The organism is Mucilaginibacter sp. P2_A5 (genome assembly GCF_056404995.1).
On sequence record NZ_JBFUCY010000003.1, the window covers coordinates 70,075 to 86,046 of the forward strand.

The window sequence follows — 15,972 nt, forward strand, 5'->3', positions numbered from 1 at the left end:
TCGCAAGGATGCAAGGCCGGCCTGCATTGTTCGCGATTGCTTCGTACCTTATAATGACATGGTTATAAATAACTGATTGTCAAGGCTGTATTTTAATACAATCTATGTCATTGCGAGGAACGAAGCAATCGCGAACTATACAGGGTGGACTTGCAGAGTTCGCGATTGCCGCGCTACGCTCGCAATGACATGGTTGTTGTGGGGCTCTAAAGCCAACATGTAATCCCTGTTTTTTTCAGGATCATCCTGATATGTACTCGCAATGACATAATTTGAAACTGCTGGTTATCAATTTATTGAATTCATTATTTCTCCTCGCCGCTACGCACAACCCATCCCTGGTTCGGTCGAAATGTCAAGGATTTATTTATTGATAAGAACCTGAAAGATGCATACTCCCAGCAGGCCTTAGTTCAGGAAATCTCACATTATCAATAATAGCCCTACAATTACGCAATCAAATCCAATAACTCCTGGTCGCTGATGATGGGGATATTGAGTTTTTGGGCTTTTTCGAGCTTGGCCGGCCCCATGTTATCACCGGCGACCAGGTAATTCAGCTTTGCCGAAATACTGCTTAAAATTTTACCGCCATTTTGTTCAATGATATCTTTCAGCTCATCGCGCGAAAATTTTTCAAACACCCCCGAAATAATAAAGCTTTGGCCTGCCAGTTTTTCGCTGGCCAGTGTCACTTCCTTTTCTTCGGCTACAAACTGCAGCCCGGCGGCCTTTAATTTTTCAATCTCCTGCTGATGTTTTTCGTCGCTAAAGTACTCCACAATACTTTGGGCTATACGGCCGCCAATTTCATCGGCGGCGGTAAGTTCTTCTTCGGTGGCAGCCATCAGCTTATCAATGGTTTTAAAATGGAAAGCAAGTTTCCTGGCCACCGTTTCGCCAACGTACCTGATGCCCAACCCAAACAGCACTTTTTCAAAAGGCATTAGTTTTGATTTTTCGATACCATCCAGCATATTGCTGATAGATTTTTCGCCAAAGCGGCCCATCTGCTTTAATTCGGCTGCATGGGTGTGCAAATCATAAATATCGCTGATGTGATTTATAAACCCGCGCGAGTGCAGCGTTTCTATAGTTTCGTCGCCCAGGCCATCAATATTCATGGCCTTGCGGCCTATAAAATGCTGCATTTTACCTACTATCTGCGGCGGGCAGCCTTCGTCGTTCGGGCAATACCACGCAGCCTCGCCTTCAGTACGCAATAAAGGCGTATCACATGCCGGGCAATGGATTATATATGCTATAGGCTTGGCATCGGGCTTGCGCTTATCTAAATTAACGCTAATGATCTTGGGGATGATCTCCCCTCCTTTTTCAACAAATACGGTATCGTGCTCATGCAGTTTAAGACGCTCGGTAATTTCATCGGCATTGTGCAGGGTGGCACGCTTTACGGTTGTGCCAGCCAGCAATACCGGCTTTAAGTTGGCAACCGGGGTAACCGCGCCAGTGCGGCCTACCTGGTAAGTTACCTTCTCCAACTCCGTTTCTACCCGCTCGGCTTTAAATTTATAGGATATAGCCCAGCGCGGCGACTTGGATGTAAAGCCCAACTCCTGCTGCTGCGAGTAGTTGTTTACTTTAATAACAATGCCATCAATATCATAGCTCAGGTTAAACCGCTCTTTGTCCCAATGGCTTATAAATTCCAGTACGCCGCTAATATCGCCGCAAAGCCTGCTATGGTTATCTACATGAAAGCCCCAGCTTTTTACGGCTTCCAGGCTTTCCCAATGGGTTTTAAATAATGTTTTCTCGGTGTACAAGCCATAAAGAAAACAATCCAGCGGACGCCTGGCCACCTCGGCCGAATCCTGCAGTTTCATAGTACCCGACGCAAAATTGCGGGGGTTGGCGTATGTCATTTCGCCGTTATCTGTACGCTCTTTGTTCAAACGTTCAAAAGCTTTCAGGTGCATAAACACCTCGCCACGAATCTCGAACAGGTCGGGAAATTCGCCGGATGTCAGTTTTTTAGGAATGCTGTGTATAGTGCGCACATTGGTGGTCACTTCATCACCCTGTGTACCGTCGCCACGGGTTACCGCACGTACCAGTTTACCGTTTTCGTAGGTTAAGCTCATGCTCAGGCCGTCGAACTTAAGCTCGCAAACGTACTCAAAACTATCGCCAATAGCCTTGCGGATGCGCTGGTCAAACTCCACCAGTTCCTGCTCGTTATAGGTATTCCCTAACGATAACATGGGCCAGCGGTGCCTTACCGTTACAAACTCTTTGGTAACCTCGCCGCCTACCCTTTGCGTAGGCGAATCAGGATCTAAAAACTCTGGGAATTCCTTTTCCAGCTTGTTTAACTCTTCCAGCTTTTTATCAAAATCAAAATCGCTGATGGTAGGCATAGCCAGCACATAATAATTGTAATTGTGCTGCTTCAATTCGGCGCTGAGGGCCCTGATCTGGTTTTTAGCTTCGGCGGGTGACATGGTACGAAGGTAATAAATTGGTTTATTAGTTCATTGGTTCATTGGTTCATTGGTTCATTGGTTCATTGGTTCATTGGTTCATTGGAACGCGGGCATAATGGGCATGTCGGCAAAAAGCTGTTATATGGAGAAACATGAGACTTACGAAGTTTTAAAAACTTCGTAAGTCTTCAAGCAACTGTATTAACGACGACCACCAGACAGGACCAATGAACTAATGAACAAGTGAACCAATGAACTATCGGTCAGTAATAACCGTCTCACTTACCATGCTCATCGGGAAGGTAGCGCCGCCGGGGGCGTCGGGATTATCTTTTATGGCTACTGTGCCGCCTATGCTTTGCTTTATTTTTGATTCGGTGATCCAGCCGGTCGCCCTGTCGGCTTTAACATCTGATGTCATGGTGCCTTTCATATTATATTTCATTTGCGCATCCGGCGGGGCGGCAATAGTGGTAATACTGCCTTCGCCATGAATTATGTAGCTGGCGGTAGTGGCATCGGTTAACTGGTATACCATAGCTACATTGGCTTTCATGGTACTCTGTAGCGTTGTATTTATTGTCCATTTATCATTCCTGGCAACCGGTGTTTCGGGGAACACGGCTGTGGACATTTCGATACTGCCCTTGATGGCATTGCCGCCAAACGACTGGATAAACTTTGCCTTTAATTCCTCCTTCTGCACGCCCTGAATTTCCTGAAAACCATCCAGTACAGATGATATCATCCGCTCCACATTGTTAACCGACCGAATTTTACCGCTCCTGGTAAACGTTGCCGTAAAGGGCTTATCTATCAGCGCGCCCAACATAGACGACATCAAATCAGCCGGATCTCTTTTTTCCGAATCAAAACTAACCGGGCCTTCGGGCAATTGCATCTTCATGGTCAGGAATTTATAGGTAACTTCCATATAGTACAACGAATCATCGGCGCTAAGCACCTTAAAGGCTGTGGTGCCTGTTACCGTTACGTCAATATGGTTTACCTGCCCGTTTATGGTTTGCGTTATGGCCGATGTGGTGGCCGTAACCATCTTGTAGGTATTGCCCTTTGTTAAATTTAAAACCAATTTCAGCTTTTGCCCCTGGCACGAAATTGCGGCCAAAAACAGCAAAAACAGGTTAAACAGGTACTTCATAGTTGGTAGCTTATAATAGGCTAAGATATTATAATATTTTGGCTAAAAAATATGCTAAAAAATAGCAATTTATTAAAACTAATTTCGTTAACTTTATGGTAACCAATTGACTTTAATTTTTCAGGTATTTCAAGACCGAAAGGAGGCATTTATGTTACAGCAAATAGCATTTATACCACAGCATCAGTTCCACGTGTTAATCAATTTTAAAAATGATGAACGCGCGGTAGCTGTTTTACCCAACGAAGCAGGAAAGTTCCGCGTGGTTGACCAGGGTAAAGTTATTGCAGAAATTAATTTTGATAAAAACCGCAGCGATGTGGTTTGCAGCCGGGGCAAATTAGGCGCCCATGTTATGGCTCAATTGGCCAACCAAATAAAAAACCATTACGCATCCTAAGTAAAACAGGTAACAAAGACTTTGATAGTTCATGGATAATGGCTCATGGTTCATAGTCCATGGGAATTTATTGTTCATGGGCTATCTTTTTTTTAATTCATCACCACATTTCCAGTTACCGATGGATAAACAAACATCCTTTGCTTTTTTGACATACTGCAGGAAACTTATTTTACTTGTTATAAAAACCTGATTTGTGTCCCGGTGATAAAAAGTATAAATTTGTATATACGTGTTTAACATATGACTACATTAACTATCAGGCAAAAACTAATGAGCTATCTGGCTGATGCCGATGATAGTAAGGTGAATGCCCTTTACACGCTTCTGGAACGGGATATACAGGAAGAGGAAGTGTTCACCTTGACCAATGAACAACTCGATATCCTGAAAAAAGAACGTGAAATGCACTTAAATGGCCAAAGCAAATCATATAGCCGCCAGGAAGCAAGCCAGATTATTAAAGGGCAACGGAGTTTTTAATGTAGCAATTAATAATTAAAACCCGTGCCATTACAATGGCCAAAGAAGCTTATGAATGGTACGAAGAGCAACAGGCGGGCTTGGGCGATCTGTTTTTAAAAGAATTAGATAGCTGCTACGATAAAATAGAAATATGGCCATCTGCTTATGCCAAGGTCAAGAAAAATTTCCGTCAAATCATTCTAAAAAAGTTTCCTTACGTAGTTGTATTTGAAATTTTTGAAAACAATGTCGTTGTTTACGCCATATTTCATACCAGCCGTAGTCCACGGAAGAAATTTATTAAATAAACCATCCAATAACCTTTTTAAATCCAGCTACTCATGCAAAACATGGCAAATAAATTGTGCTACTCCTTCTTGGCGGACTGTTTGGCCAGCATGGCATCCTTTATAAATTTTACCGGTGCGCTGCCATAGCTTAAAAACTTCTCGTTAAACTCTTTCAGTTTATATTTATCGCCCATCTTGTCTTTGTAGGCATCCCGCAAATCGGTAATTTCTTTATAGCCGGTGTAGTAGCTGGTGAGCTGTACGCTGCTCACAGTTACACGCTTCCATTTGCCCTCGGCCTCTGCCTGCTGCTGAAAGGCTTCGGTGGTGAGCATTTTAATAGCCTGCTCTTTAGTCATATTGCCGCTGTGCACGCTATAATCTAAAATAGTATTGCATACCGATCGCAGGTTCCATTTGTACCACATCAGCAGCATTTCGGGCTCGTTGTTGCCATAACCGGCGTTCAGCATCATTTCTTCTGCATAAACGGCCCAGCCTTCCTGCATTGCGCCGTTGCCAAATACTGCTTTGATAATGCTTGGCGACCTGTTGGCATACACTCCCTGTACATAATGCCCCGGAACGGCTTCATGAATACTCAATATCTGGATGATGTATTGGTTATACTCGCGCAGGTAGCTCTCCGCCTTTTCTTTAGGCCAGCCAGAAAGGCTGCCTACGTTGTAGTACGAGTTGCCGTCCTTATCATAGGGGCCGGGGCCGCTCATGGATGCGCCGGCAAAACCGGCCATATAGCCGGGCTCCTTGCGGATGATGAGCGGCTTTGTTGCATCAAGTGTTAACAGGTCTTTTGTCCGCACAAAATTATTCAGCTTAGGAATCAGCTGCACAATAGCCGATTGAAAATCTTCCGGCTTAACGTGATTGCCCGACAGGGTATCTATCACCTGGCTTATCATCTCCAGGCTATCGGCAGGCATTGCCTTTTTACCAAAATATTTTGGCCACAGCTGCCTGCTTATTTTAGCCATTTGCTGGTGAACATACTTTTTACGCTGCGTAGCGGCATTGTACACCTGCTGCGCGGTTTTGGCAGCCACAATCTCGTACTTAAATTCATCTTCGTACAGCTCCCTCCCCAGCCTGAAGTTGCGGGGATGGTCGTTTTTTAAATTCTTTAACCATTCGGCGTAATCTTTTATGGCTTTAACGGTAACAGCGGCCCTGTCAACCATCAGCTTTTGTTCCGCTTTCGGAATGTTGGTTTTTTGCAGCGAATCGGCAAAATCTTTTCCTATCACATCCAACCCACCCAGGTTTTGCTCAATGGCCAGGCCCAGCAGTTCGGCAACAGGGTTTTTAATTTGTTTTTCGGCATCTTTATAAAACAGCGGAACGTTAACCATACGCTGGTAAAAATTACGCAGGCGCTTTGGCAGTGGGGCATAATGTTCATTAAGGATATAAGCAAAAGTGCTGATCACATTATAGGATGATGGGTCCCATTCGTAGCTTTTTAGCTGCTTTATTTGCCATTGAACATACTCCAGCTGGTTTTGCATCATATTATAATCAATGCGGTTGCCTTCGTTAAGCGTGTTTACATCAAAGCGGCTTAGCGAGTCCATTTGCACTTTGGCAAAATCGAGCATTTTATCCCGGCTTTGATCATTAGGGATATATAGCAAGCTATCGTATTTATGGTACCCGGCTGTTGTTGCCCAATCGGGGTTTAGCTTCCATAAATTTTCAAGGAACGAGTTTTCATAAACGGTGAAAGCCGCATCGTCTTTGGCAAAATCGGGGCTCCGGCCGGCGCTTTCTTTTTTACAGCCGGTTAAAGCTATCATGAAAAGCACCACGGCCAATGTTATTTTTAGTAAAACGTTTTTGATCACGGGATAATTGAATTAATATGCCGCATAAACTTAAAACATTTAAGCCGAATAAATCAAACCGTAAATTAATTTGTTACCTTGGGTATGATGAATAACGATCATGAAATATTGGTAGATGAGATAGTTCATCTGCTGCAAGGCGGCAACGCGCACGCCGGTATTAAAAAAGCATTGCAAAATTTGCCTAAAGCGTTACGGAGTGTAAAGCCCGATAAACTCCCCTACAGCATCTGGCAGCTTACAGAGCATATCCGGATTGCCCAATGGGATATGCTGGAGTTTTGTAAAGATGGCAGCCACCAATCGCCCGAATGGCCGGAAGGTTACTGGCCAAAAGAAACCGGACCCGAAAGCGACATGGCATGGGAAAATTCGGTAAAACAGATTGATAAAGACCTTAATGAATTGATGAGCCTGGTTAAAACCGGCGATTTGTTTACAAAAATCCCTCATGGCGACGGGCAAAACATATTACGCGAAGCCCTGCAGGTGGCAGACCATACAGCTTACCACGTGGCAGAGATTATAGTGATCAGGAGGTTGCTGGGCGCGTGGTGAGGCCCCTTAACCCCCTGAAGGGGGAACGAAGAGTTGAATTTTGGCTATTCATATTAAAGCTCTCCCCTTTAGGGGAGGGTTGGGTCGGGCTTGTGGCGCTTACCTCACCCTTTTCACAAAACTGATAACCGACTTGATAAATTCGGGTTTGAGGGGCAAATCGGGGTCTTTGTAAGTGGCCAGGTTTTTATCCTTATCGGCTGGCGCTTCTTTTAAAACATGGTTCATCTCGGGGATGATTTCGAGCACGGCATCCGATTTGGCTTTTTTCAATTTTTCTGCATGGGATACTTTTACCTGCAAATCTGTAGTGCCTTGCACTATCAGTATCGGAATTTTAAGCCTTTTGATGGCCCGGGTCGGATCGTACCTAAACCAAGACATCAGGTACTTTTGAATGCCCGGCCTCGCTATAAAATAAAGGGACGGATCGATATTGTCGGTTGTTTTACCTTTTTTTAAACTGTCGAGCATCCGCTTAAAACCTTCCGAGATATGCGTTGGCTGAGATTTCATTTGCTCGGTAAGAATATTATCGGCCGAATCACCGGCGCCGGCAACGGATATAAACCCTTTAACCGGTTGGTCTATTGACGATAGCATACCCACCAATGAGCCTTCGCTATGTCCCAGTATAATAATCCTCGAAAAACGCTCGTCGTCTGTTAAAAAATTAATCAGGTTTACGCCGTCTTCCACATAATCTTCAAAACGCAGCTGGTCTTCCGTGGTCGAGCTTACACTTTTGCCAACCAGGCGTTTATCATAACGCAGGGAAGCTATGCCGTTCTTGCCCAATTCGTTGGCAATCATTTTATAAGCATTTGTGGCCAGGCCCAATTTAGGGCTGTTACCATCCCTGTCTGTCGGGCCCGAGCCGGCTATAATAATTACTACAGGTATTTTCCCGCTTACTTTTTTGGGCATAGTTAAAGTGCCCGATATGCTGCCGGCAAGGTTTTTTACCAATACAGGTGTCTCTTCAACAGAGGGATCCATTGCAAATGTAACAGCCGGACTGGGAGTTGAAGCAGCTACATCGGCAGGTACGCCTTCAAACGGCTTTAAAAACAAACCTGTAAACTGGTTTTTATCATTTAACGCTATATTTAATAAATAAGTCCCTTTGCTAAACGTTGCTTTGTATGAAGCTATCGGGCTTGCAAACTTTACAAAATCGGTACGGTCAAGGCTCCCCATTTGCGCTTTTAACTGCAGCGTGGTGGTTTTAAAGCTTTCAAGCGGTAAGCTGGTTTTCATTTCCGGGCTAAAGTAGTTGAAAATGCTATCGGGCTGGTTGGTGTTATACAAATGTATAAACCTGTTAAGCGCAACTTTATAATTTGCAGGTTCTGTTTGCGCAAATATGCGGCCTGCAAAACAAAGCATCAGTACTAAAAAACTAACTTTCTTCATGTTATGATATTCAAAAAGGGCTATCGCCGGTTTGATGCGAAATTAAGAAAAATCGTATCGGTTTCCTTTTTATTGATTTACTATATTTATATTGATAAAGCATTGTTACCAGCACTTGTTGCATTATACACAAATTATAAATATCAGGGTCGGCTACTTCAATATTAATATATCATAAAAAACAAATTATAATGATATTATCAGTTTAGTATTTTGTGTTATATTGCGATACATTTTCTAAACGTTACTTTATCGCAAATTTCTACATCAACTATTAATGAAGGTTTTATTCGGAGGCATTTTTTTTGCAATCCTTACCGGAATGTGCCATGGTTCTTTTGCACAAACAAAATCTTCGGTAATTCAGGGTAAAGTTTTGACAGAAGCCAACAGCCCTGCCGAGGCAGCTACTGTTGTGCTCATGCTGGCAGCCGATTCGGCCATCATTAAATCAACCCTGGCCGATAAAACAGGATCCTATCAGCTAACCAATATAAAACCAGGCAATTACATTATTTTGGCAAGCCAAATAGGCAGCGCTAAAATTTACGCCGGCCCGTTTAGTTTAGTTGCCGGGCAAACATTTGGAGCGCCACCTATAACCCTCAAACAAACCAGTACCCAGCTTAAGGATGTAACCGTTATAGCCCGAAGGCCTTACATACAGGTTAAGCCTGGCAAAATTGTGCTTAATGTACAAAACAGCATCCTGGCCGATGGCAATTCGGCGTATGAAGTATTGCGCCAGTCGCCGGGCGTTCATGTGGGTGGCGATAAAGAATCATTAAGCATTACCGGCAGGCAGCCGGCCCTGATCACCATTGACGGCCGCGCAACTAATTTAACCGGCGATGACCTTAACAATCTATTGCGCAGCATGCAAAGCAGCACTATCGATCAGATAGAAATTATCAGCGCCGCATCGGCAAAGTATGATGCATCTGGCGGCGGCGTTATCAACATTGTACTAAAAAAAGGGAAAAACGTGGGCACCAATGGTACTTTAACTGCCGGGGCCGGGTATGGTAAATACGCCAAAGGCAGGGCCGGTATCGTTTTCAATAATCGTACGGCAAAGGTTAATGTATTTGGCAATTACACCTTTGACGATAACAAAACTACCCGCATTATTAATACCGACAGGAATATCAATTATCATGATACCTTAAGTAATTACAATGTAGCGTATCATAATATCCAAAAAACGCAAAACCACAATTTTAAAGCCGGGCTTGATTATTCGCTGTCGGCTAAGCAAAGTATCGGTTTTTTGGTAAGCGGTATTGTAACCGATAGCAAATTCATAAAAGATAATACTTTAAAAATATCCAACCAAAATAAGCTGGACTCTATCATTATCTCACAATCAAACCTGGATAGGGGCAGCAGCTTTTTAAATTATAATATCAATTATAACGGCGAGTTGGATAAAAGCGGCAAAACGCTGTCGGCCGATGCTACCTACTCAACTTACAACCGCCACTCCAACGAGTTTATCACCAATAACTTTTACAGGACCAGCGGCGGTAATTACCGCGATGCTCAGCAATTGGAAAACATTTCGCCCTCCAGCATCCACATCTGGACGTTTAAAGCCGACTATGTAAACCCGCTTACCAAAACCTCGCGCATTGAGGCAGGGGCAAAATATAACTATGCTAAAAGTGATAATAACCTCACGTTTGGCCCCAGGGTTGGCAATGTTTATCAGGCAGACCCCAATTTCAGCAATCGTTTTTTGTATATCGAAAAAGTAAGCGCGGGATATATCAATTACATCAACAAAATTGGTAAGTGGGATATAACCGCCGGCCTGCGTGGCGAAAACACCAATTCAAAGGGGAGTTCGATAAGCAGTACCTGGACAACCACTTCGTATAACTATTTCGACTTGTTCCCGCAAACGCAGGTAAGTTATACTTACAACGAAAAAAACGTTTTCAGCATAAGTTATAACCGCGGCATCCACCGGCCCGATTACCAGGACATCAACCCGTTTTTATATTACACCGATCCGTACGATTACCGGTCGGGCAATAAAAATTTAAAACCCGAGTATACCAATACCATCCAGCTATCGCATACTTACAACGACACCTTTATCACTACGCTATATTACAGCCAAACCAACGATGCGTATGATTTTCCGGTTTACCGCCAAAATGATACCACCAAGGTTAACATAACCGAGCGTAAAAACTTTGGCCATATTTATGTATACGGCCTATCATTTTACGCGCCTGTTCAGTTTACCAAATGGTGGTCGGCAAATTTTAATTTAGATGCATCATACCTGCGTTATAAGGCATACCCGGTTAACGGCAGTTTTAATAAGGCATCGCAGGATATTATTTTTAACAGCACCCAAACCTTTGCGCTTAGCAGTACGATAGCCGCCGAAATTACCGGCAGGTACGAATCGCCAACTTTATACGGGGTAAACCGGCTTAAGCAAAGCTATGCGGTTAATGCCGGCATTAGCAAAACGCTTTTTGATAAACGCGCCAGTATTAAAATAAATTTGAATGATGTTTTTAATACCGATCGCGACCGTAACTATGCCGTGTACCAAAACATCGACCTATCGGAATACAACAAAAAAGAAACCCGGATATTAAGAATTGGATTTTCGTATCGTTTTGGTAAAACATCGGTTAAATCGGCCACCAAACACAATACCGGCAGTGATGATGAGCAACGCCGTACCGGTAATTGACGCAGTGCTTAACCCACCCGCTTTTCGGGATACTTTCCTTTTATCCTGGTGACAAAAAAATTTCCCAATGATTCGGCATTCATGAATTTTTTAAAGGAAGCATTTGAAACGCCAAAATATTGCCACACTCCCCCGCTGTTCCTAAACTCGAGCTCTAAAATTTTCGAAGAGGGATCATAACCTGCGCTATTTAATGCCGATGATTGTACAGCATTCCGTTGCATAACCTGCCTTTGCATATCATTATATATAATATGTTAAAAGCCAAAAAAGTTTTAAGTCATTTTACCCTGCATGCCCGCTCAGCATGCTGGCCAGGATAATCAGCAGTACCAAAATGGTAATGCCCAGGTACAGGTAATCCTTTTCAATCACAAAACCAATGGCCGAAAACACCACCCGTATAATTGGCGTAGCTATTAACAATATAATGCCGGCCTGGATAATGGCCCGGCCGCGGCCGGTAAAAATACCGTGCAAAATGCCGCCCGCGCTACCCACAAAATCGGGTACCCCTTTAAAGGTACTATAGTCTACATGGGTTTGCCCATGCCTGTACAGGTACACTACCCCACCAATAAATACCACGCTCATGGATATCAATACCCCAGCGCGCAGTATCCAACCTATAATGGCTTGCATATCGGTGTCCCGAAATTTCTTTAAATCGTTCATTGTTTTTTGTTCATTAGTTCACTGGTTCATTAGTTCATTGGTGTCGCTTCAATAGTTAAGCTTGTTTATTCTTTACAATTGCAAAGGAATTGCCGGCGCAAAAGACCAATGAACTAATGAACCAGTGAACCAATGAACTATATCTTCCCCGTAAATCCGTTATATATCATTTGTGATGCTAAAAAGGTTACTACTACGGCAAAAACCCAGCGCAGCCAGCCTGATGAGCTGGTATGTACCAGTATTTTTGAACCGCTAAGGGCGCCTAATAAAACACCTATGGCCACGGGCATGGATAGCCCGGGGTCGATATATCCGCGTTGCAGGTAAACCACCGCGCTTGCCGCCGCGGTAACACCTATCATAAAATTACTTGTTGTGGTTGATACTTTAAAGGGGATACGCATAATGGTATCCATAGCCAGCACTTTTAAAGCGCCCGATCCTATGCCCAATAAGCCCGATATGGTGCCTGCAAACATCATCATAAAAAAGCCGCCGCCTACATTTTTTACTTTATAAGCTACCGGGCCATTCGTAGTTGGGTAAGTACTGTTTAATTTTAGTTTTTCGGCCAGTTTGCCGGGTTCCTGGTTTATGGATTCAACCTTCTTTTTTAAAGACATGATGGCCGATAGGATAAGGATAACCCCGAATAAGATGGCAATAAAATGGGTGGGGACATAAACTGCTATTAACGCACCTATCATGGCACCGGCAGTAGTAGCTATCTCCAAAAACATACCCAGCCGGATGTTGGTAATGCCCTCTTTAACATAAGCCGCTGCCGAACCCGAAGATGTTGCAATTACCGATACCAGCGATGCGCCAATAGCGTAATGAATATCTACCTTTAACAGCAGGGTTAGTAAAGGAATAATAACCACTCCCCCACCTAACCCGGTTAATGAACCAAGTAATCCCGCAAAATACGAGCCGATAAGTATAATAAGCGTTAGTACAATTACCGACATAATTTGCAGCGATATTGAACTGCGAAAGTAGCAATAACTTTTTTAGGTTCATTAGTTCACTGGTTCATTAGTTCATTAGTCTTTTGCGCGGGAATTTCTTGCGGTTGTACTAATCAATGAGTTAGCTTTAAGCTTTGTGCATTCTGCTTTTAGCTTCTTTATAATATATAACACGGATAATACATTACCGATTAATTTGTTTTGTTATTTTAAGCCCTTTAAAATTAAATACATGAACAAGAAAGCTTGCCTGCTTACAATTTTATCTGCATTACTCCCCATCCTGCTTTTTGCCCAACTGAAACTACCGGCCAACATGTTTTTAAAAAAACTCCCCAATGGGATGGATATATTGGTGGTTGAAGATAACAGCGTGCCCCTGGCCACCATTATGATAACTACCAAAAATGGTTCATATACGGAAACGCCCAAATTTAACGGACTGAGCCATTTATATGAGCACATGTTTTTTAAAGCTAATAAAGACTATAAAAACCAGGAAGATTTTTTAGACCGCGTGAGCGAACTGGGCATGCAGTTTAACGGATCGACAACTTATGAAAACGTGAACTATTATTTTACCCTGCCCAAGTTTAACCTGAACCAGGGCCTTAATTTTATGAATTCGGCCATCCGTTACCCCTCTTTTAACGCCGAAGAGATGGCGAGGGAAAACGTTGTTGTGGATGGCGAGTTTCAACGCCAGGAATCGAGCCCGACATTTGCTTTGAGCGATGCCATGGACCATCATATGTGGGGAAATTTGTACAGCCGTAAAAATGCCATTGGCAACCACGACGTGATCCGCTCGGCTACGCCCGATTTGATGGATTCCATCAAAAACAAGTATTATTATCCAAACAACTCCCTATTAACCGTTGCCGGCGATGTGGAGCACGAGGATGTTTTTAAAAAGGTAGAGGCTATTTATGGCAGCTGGAAACCATCAAAGTTTGATCCTTTTAAAAAATGGCCCATACCGGAGTTTAAACCATTGCTAAAACCCGACTATTTTGTAGTAGAATCTGCTTTAAGCAACGTGCCTTTTATTATGATTGACTGGCAGGGCCCCGATACCCGCAACGATGTACAATCAACCTACGCGGCAGATGTATTCAGCTATATTTTAAACCAAAACTCATCAACGCTCAAAAAGGCGCTGGTACAATCGGGGTTGGCGCTTGATGTAAACATCAGTTATTTAACGCTAAGCCATGTTGGTCCTATTACCTTGTTCGTGGTGCCTAATCCTGACAAAATTAAGGAATGTATGGCCGAAGTAAAACGGCAGCTGGAATTGATGGACAAAGCTGATTATGTAACCGATGAGCAAATTGCCACATCAAAACAAAAGCTGGGTATTTTAAAGGTGCAGGAAGAAGAAGTCGCGTCGGACTTTGTGCAGGTTTTATCGTTCTGGTGGTCATCGGCATCATTAGATTATTATACCACCTATAACACCAGGCTAAACCAGGTAACCCGGGCCGATTTGCAAAACTATGTACGCAAGTACATTAAAAACAGGCCCTACTGCGCCGGCATGCTTATTAACCCCCAACTGGCTGCACAGGTAAATCCTAAAACTTTTTTCAACGCATCAAACTGATTTAAGTCGAAGTATAAAGTCTGAAGTCATAAGTATTTCAAATTGCTTTCGCTGATGACAATTGACAAATGAAATAAAACATATATTCTAATGAAGAAAATATTTGTAACGCTTTTTTTTATCTGCGGAAGCCTGTCTGTTATGGCCCAGTCAGAAACAACATCATTTGAGGTGGATGGGATAAAGGTAATTTTCAAGCCTACGCTAAAAGATATTATCAACGTACGCATGTTTTACCGCGGCGGCGTAACCAATTACCCGGCCAGCCAGGCAGGTATTGAAAAATTCGCGCTGGAAGCCACTACCGAGTGCGGCACCAAAAAATATTCGGGCAATGTATACCGCGACAGGGCCGATACCTATGGCGTTGACGTGGCCTCGGAGGGCGAATATGATTACGGTAATATCCAGATGCAATGCATCACCAAATATTTTAACGAGGGCTGGGATTTATTTACCGAATCGGTTGTAAACCCGGTTTTTGATGCCGGGGAAGTGGAGCTGTTGAGAAGTAAAATAGTAGCCAAAATGCGCGAAGAGCAATCAAACCCCGATAATCGTGCAGAGCAATTGGTTTTGCAAAGCGCCTTTGAAGGTACACCATACGCCACCGATCCCGATGGTACCGAAGAGATCCTGGGCAAATTAACAGCTGCCGATCTTAAAAGCTATTACAGCTCCATATTCAATAAAAACAGGATGTTTATTGTTGTTGCAGGCAAAATCAGCAAAGATGTGCTCATAGCCAAAATAAAGGCATCATTTGCCAACCTGCCGTCGGCGCCTTATACACCGGTTGCCTTGCATGAGCCCACCTGGAACGATTATAAAGTTGTTAAAGAAGACCGCAACCTGCAAACCAACTATATAGATGCCATCATGAACGGGCCAACATTCAACAGTCCCGACTACGTGCCTTACCGTGTTGGCATTTCGGCGCTGGGCGGTTCGTTATTCAGCGAGTTGCGTACTAAGTTGAATTTATCTTATGATCCCGGCACTTATTCGGTAATGCAGCATATGCCCTATGCGCTAATGTACGTAAGTACAACCAGCCCTAAGGAGGCTGTAACAGCCATGAACCAGCAATTGAACAAAGTATTAAGCTACGGGCTGAGCCCCGAAGGCCTTAAGCGGATAAAAAGCAGTTTTATAACCTCAAACTATATCAAACAACAAAGCACTGCCTCCATAACCGGCAGCCTGGGCATTGCCGAAATTTTGGGCGGCTGGCAACTTGCCGAAGACCTGCCAAAAGCCATCGAAAACGTAACCGTCGACCAAATAAACGAAGCCATGCAAAAATACATCACCGGCCTGCGCTGGAGCTACTTAGGCGACCTCAAAAAAGCCGAAGAAGCCGATGCCGCGTTTAGGATGACCGTTGGTCATTGAGTCATT

Annotated in this window: 14 protein-coding genes; 7 read left to right on the forward strand and 7 right to left on the reverse strand. The window is 43.6% G+C overall.

Annotated elements, in window-relative coordinates:
• Nucleotides 1-449: 449 nt before the first annotated feature.
• Together ligA and AC1DXF_RS03540 are read right to left on the reverse strand one after the other, a co-directional pair.
• Nucleotides 450-2,465: an NAD-dependent DNA ligase LigA gene (ligA, locus tag AC1DXF_RS03535; RefSeq protein ID WP_477446182.1), complete on the reverse strand. Its 2,016-nt coding sequence runs from the start codon at nt 2,463-2,465 to the stop codon at nt 450-452.
• A gap of 238 nt (nt 2,466-2,703) precedes the next feature.
• Nucleotides 2,704-3,609 carry a DUF6263 family protein gene (locus AC1DXF_RS03540; protein WP_477446184.1) on the reverse strand — a complete coding sequence of 302 codons (906 nt, stop codon included), beginning with the start codon at nt 3,607-3,609 and terminating at the stop codon, nt 2,704-2,706.
• Nucleotides 3,610-3,760: 151 nt separating this feature from the next.
• On the opposite strand from AC1DXF_RS03540, the gene AC1DXF_RS03545 reads away from it, so the two are divergent.
• From AC1DXF_RS03545 to AC1DXF_RS03555, 3 genes are all read left to right on the forward strand, one after another.
• Nucleotides 3,761-4,009, forward strand: a complete 249-nt coding sequence (locus AC1DXF_RS03545) for a hypothetical protein (protein WP_477446186.1) — start codon at nt 3,761-3,763, stop codon at nt 4,007-4,009.
• 243 nt (nt 4,010-4,252) lie between these two features.
• Nucleotides 4,253-4,492 (forward strand): hypothetical protein, encoded by a 240-nt coding sequence (locus AC1DXF_RS03550; protein ID WP_477446188.1) that lies wholly within the window; start codon nt 4,253-4,255, stop codon nt 4,490-4,492.
• 14 nt (nt 4,493-4,506) lie between these two features.
• Nucleotides 4,507-4,782 (forward strand): type II toxin-antitoxin system RelE/ParE family toxin, encoded by a 276-nt coding sequence (locus tag AC1DXF_RS03555; protein WP_477446572.1) that lies wholly within the window; start codon nt 4,507-4,509, stop codon nt 4,780-4,782.
• Between the two features lie 59 nt (nt 4,783-4,841).
• Here the strand turns inward: AC1DXF_RS03555 and AC1DXF_RS03560 are convergent, their stop codons facing one another.
• Nucleotides 4,842-6,626 carry a DUF885 domain-containing protein gene (locus AC1DXF_RS03560; RefSeq protein WP_477446190.1) on the reverse strand — a complete coding sequence of 595 codons (1,785 nt, stop codon included), beginning with the start codon at nt 6,624-6,626 and terminating at the stop codon, nt 4,842-4,844.
• A gap of 84 nt (nt 6,627-6,710) precedes the next feature.
• Between AC1DXF_RS03560 and AC1DXF_RS03565 the strand changes: the two genes are divergently transcribed.
• Nucleotides 6,711-7,184: a DinB family protein gene (locus AC1DXF_RS03565; RefSeq protein ID WP_477446191.1), complete on the forward strand. Its 474-nt coding sequence runs from the start codon at nt 6,711-6,713 to the stop codon at nt 7,182-7,184.
• 99 nt (nt 7,185-7,283) lie between these two features.
• Here AC1DXF_RS03565 and AC1DXF_RS03570 read toward each other — a convergent pair whose 3' ends face one another.
• Nucleotides 7,284-8,600 carry an alpha/beta hydrolase gene (locus AC1DXF_RS03570; protein WP_477446193.1) on the reverse strand — a complete coding sequence of 439 codons (1,317 nt, stop codon included), beginning with the start codon at nt 8,598-8,600 and terminating at the stop codon, nt 7,284-7,286.
• Between the two features lie 277 nt (nt 8,601-8,877).
• On the opposite strand from AC1DXF_RS03570, the gene AC1DXF_RS03575 reads away from it, so the two are divergent.
• Nucleotides 8,878-11,316: a TonB-dependent receptor domain-containing protein gene (locus AC1DXF_RS03575; RefSeq protein WP_477446195.1), complete on the forward strand. Its 2,439-nt coding sequence runs from the start codon at nt 8,878-8,880 to the stop codon at nt 11,314-11,316.
• An 8-nt stretch (nt 11,317-11,324) separates the two neighbouring features.
• Here the strand turns inward: AC1DXF_RS03575 and AC1DXF_RS03580 are convergent, their stop codons facing one another.
• The 3 genes from AC1DXF_RS03580 to AC1DXF_RS03590 all read right to left on the reverse strand — a co-directional run bounded on the left by AC1DXF_RS03580 (nt 11,325) and on the right by AC1DXF_RS03590 (nt 12,965).
• On the reverse strand, nt 11,325-11,555 hold the full coding sequence (locus tag AC1DXF_RS03580) for a KTSC domain-containing protein (RefSeq protein ID WP_477446197.1): 231 nt from the start codon (nt 11,553-11,555) through the stop codon (nt 11,325-11,327).
• 46 nt (nt 11,556-11,601) lie between these two features.
• Complete coding sequence (locus AC1DXF_RS03585; RefSeq protein WP_477446199.1) at nt 11,602-11,991, reverse strand: DUF1634 domain-containing protein; 390 nt, start codon at nt 11,989-11,991, stop codon at nt 11,602-11,604.
• 137 nt (nt 11,992-12,128) lie between these two features.
• Entirely contained in the window at nt 12,129-12,965 is an 837-nt protein-coding gene (locus AC1DXF_RS03590) for a sulfite exporter TauE/SafE family protein (protein ID WP_477446201.1), read from the reverse strand.
• 232 nt (nt 12,966-13,197) lie between these two features.
• Between AC1DXF_RS03590 and AC1DXF_RS03595 the strand changes: the two genes are divergently transcribed.
• Both AC1DXF_RS03595 and AC1DXF_RS03600 read left to right on the forward strand, forming a co-directional pair.
• A complete protein-coding gene (locus tag AC1DXF_RS03595) occupies nt 13,198-14,571 on the forward strand; it encodes a M16 family metallopeptidase (protein ID WP_477446203.1) in 1,374 nt (457 codons plus the stop codon).
• Between the two features lie 90 nt (nt 14,572-14,661).
• Nucleotides 14,662-15,966, forward strand: a complete 1,305-nt coding sequence (locus tag AC1DXF_RS03600) for a M16 family metallopeptidase (RefSeq protein WP_477446205.1) — start codon at nt 14,662-14,664, stop codon at nt 15,964-15,966.
• Nucleotides 15,967-15,972: the final 6 nt, after the last annotated feature.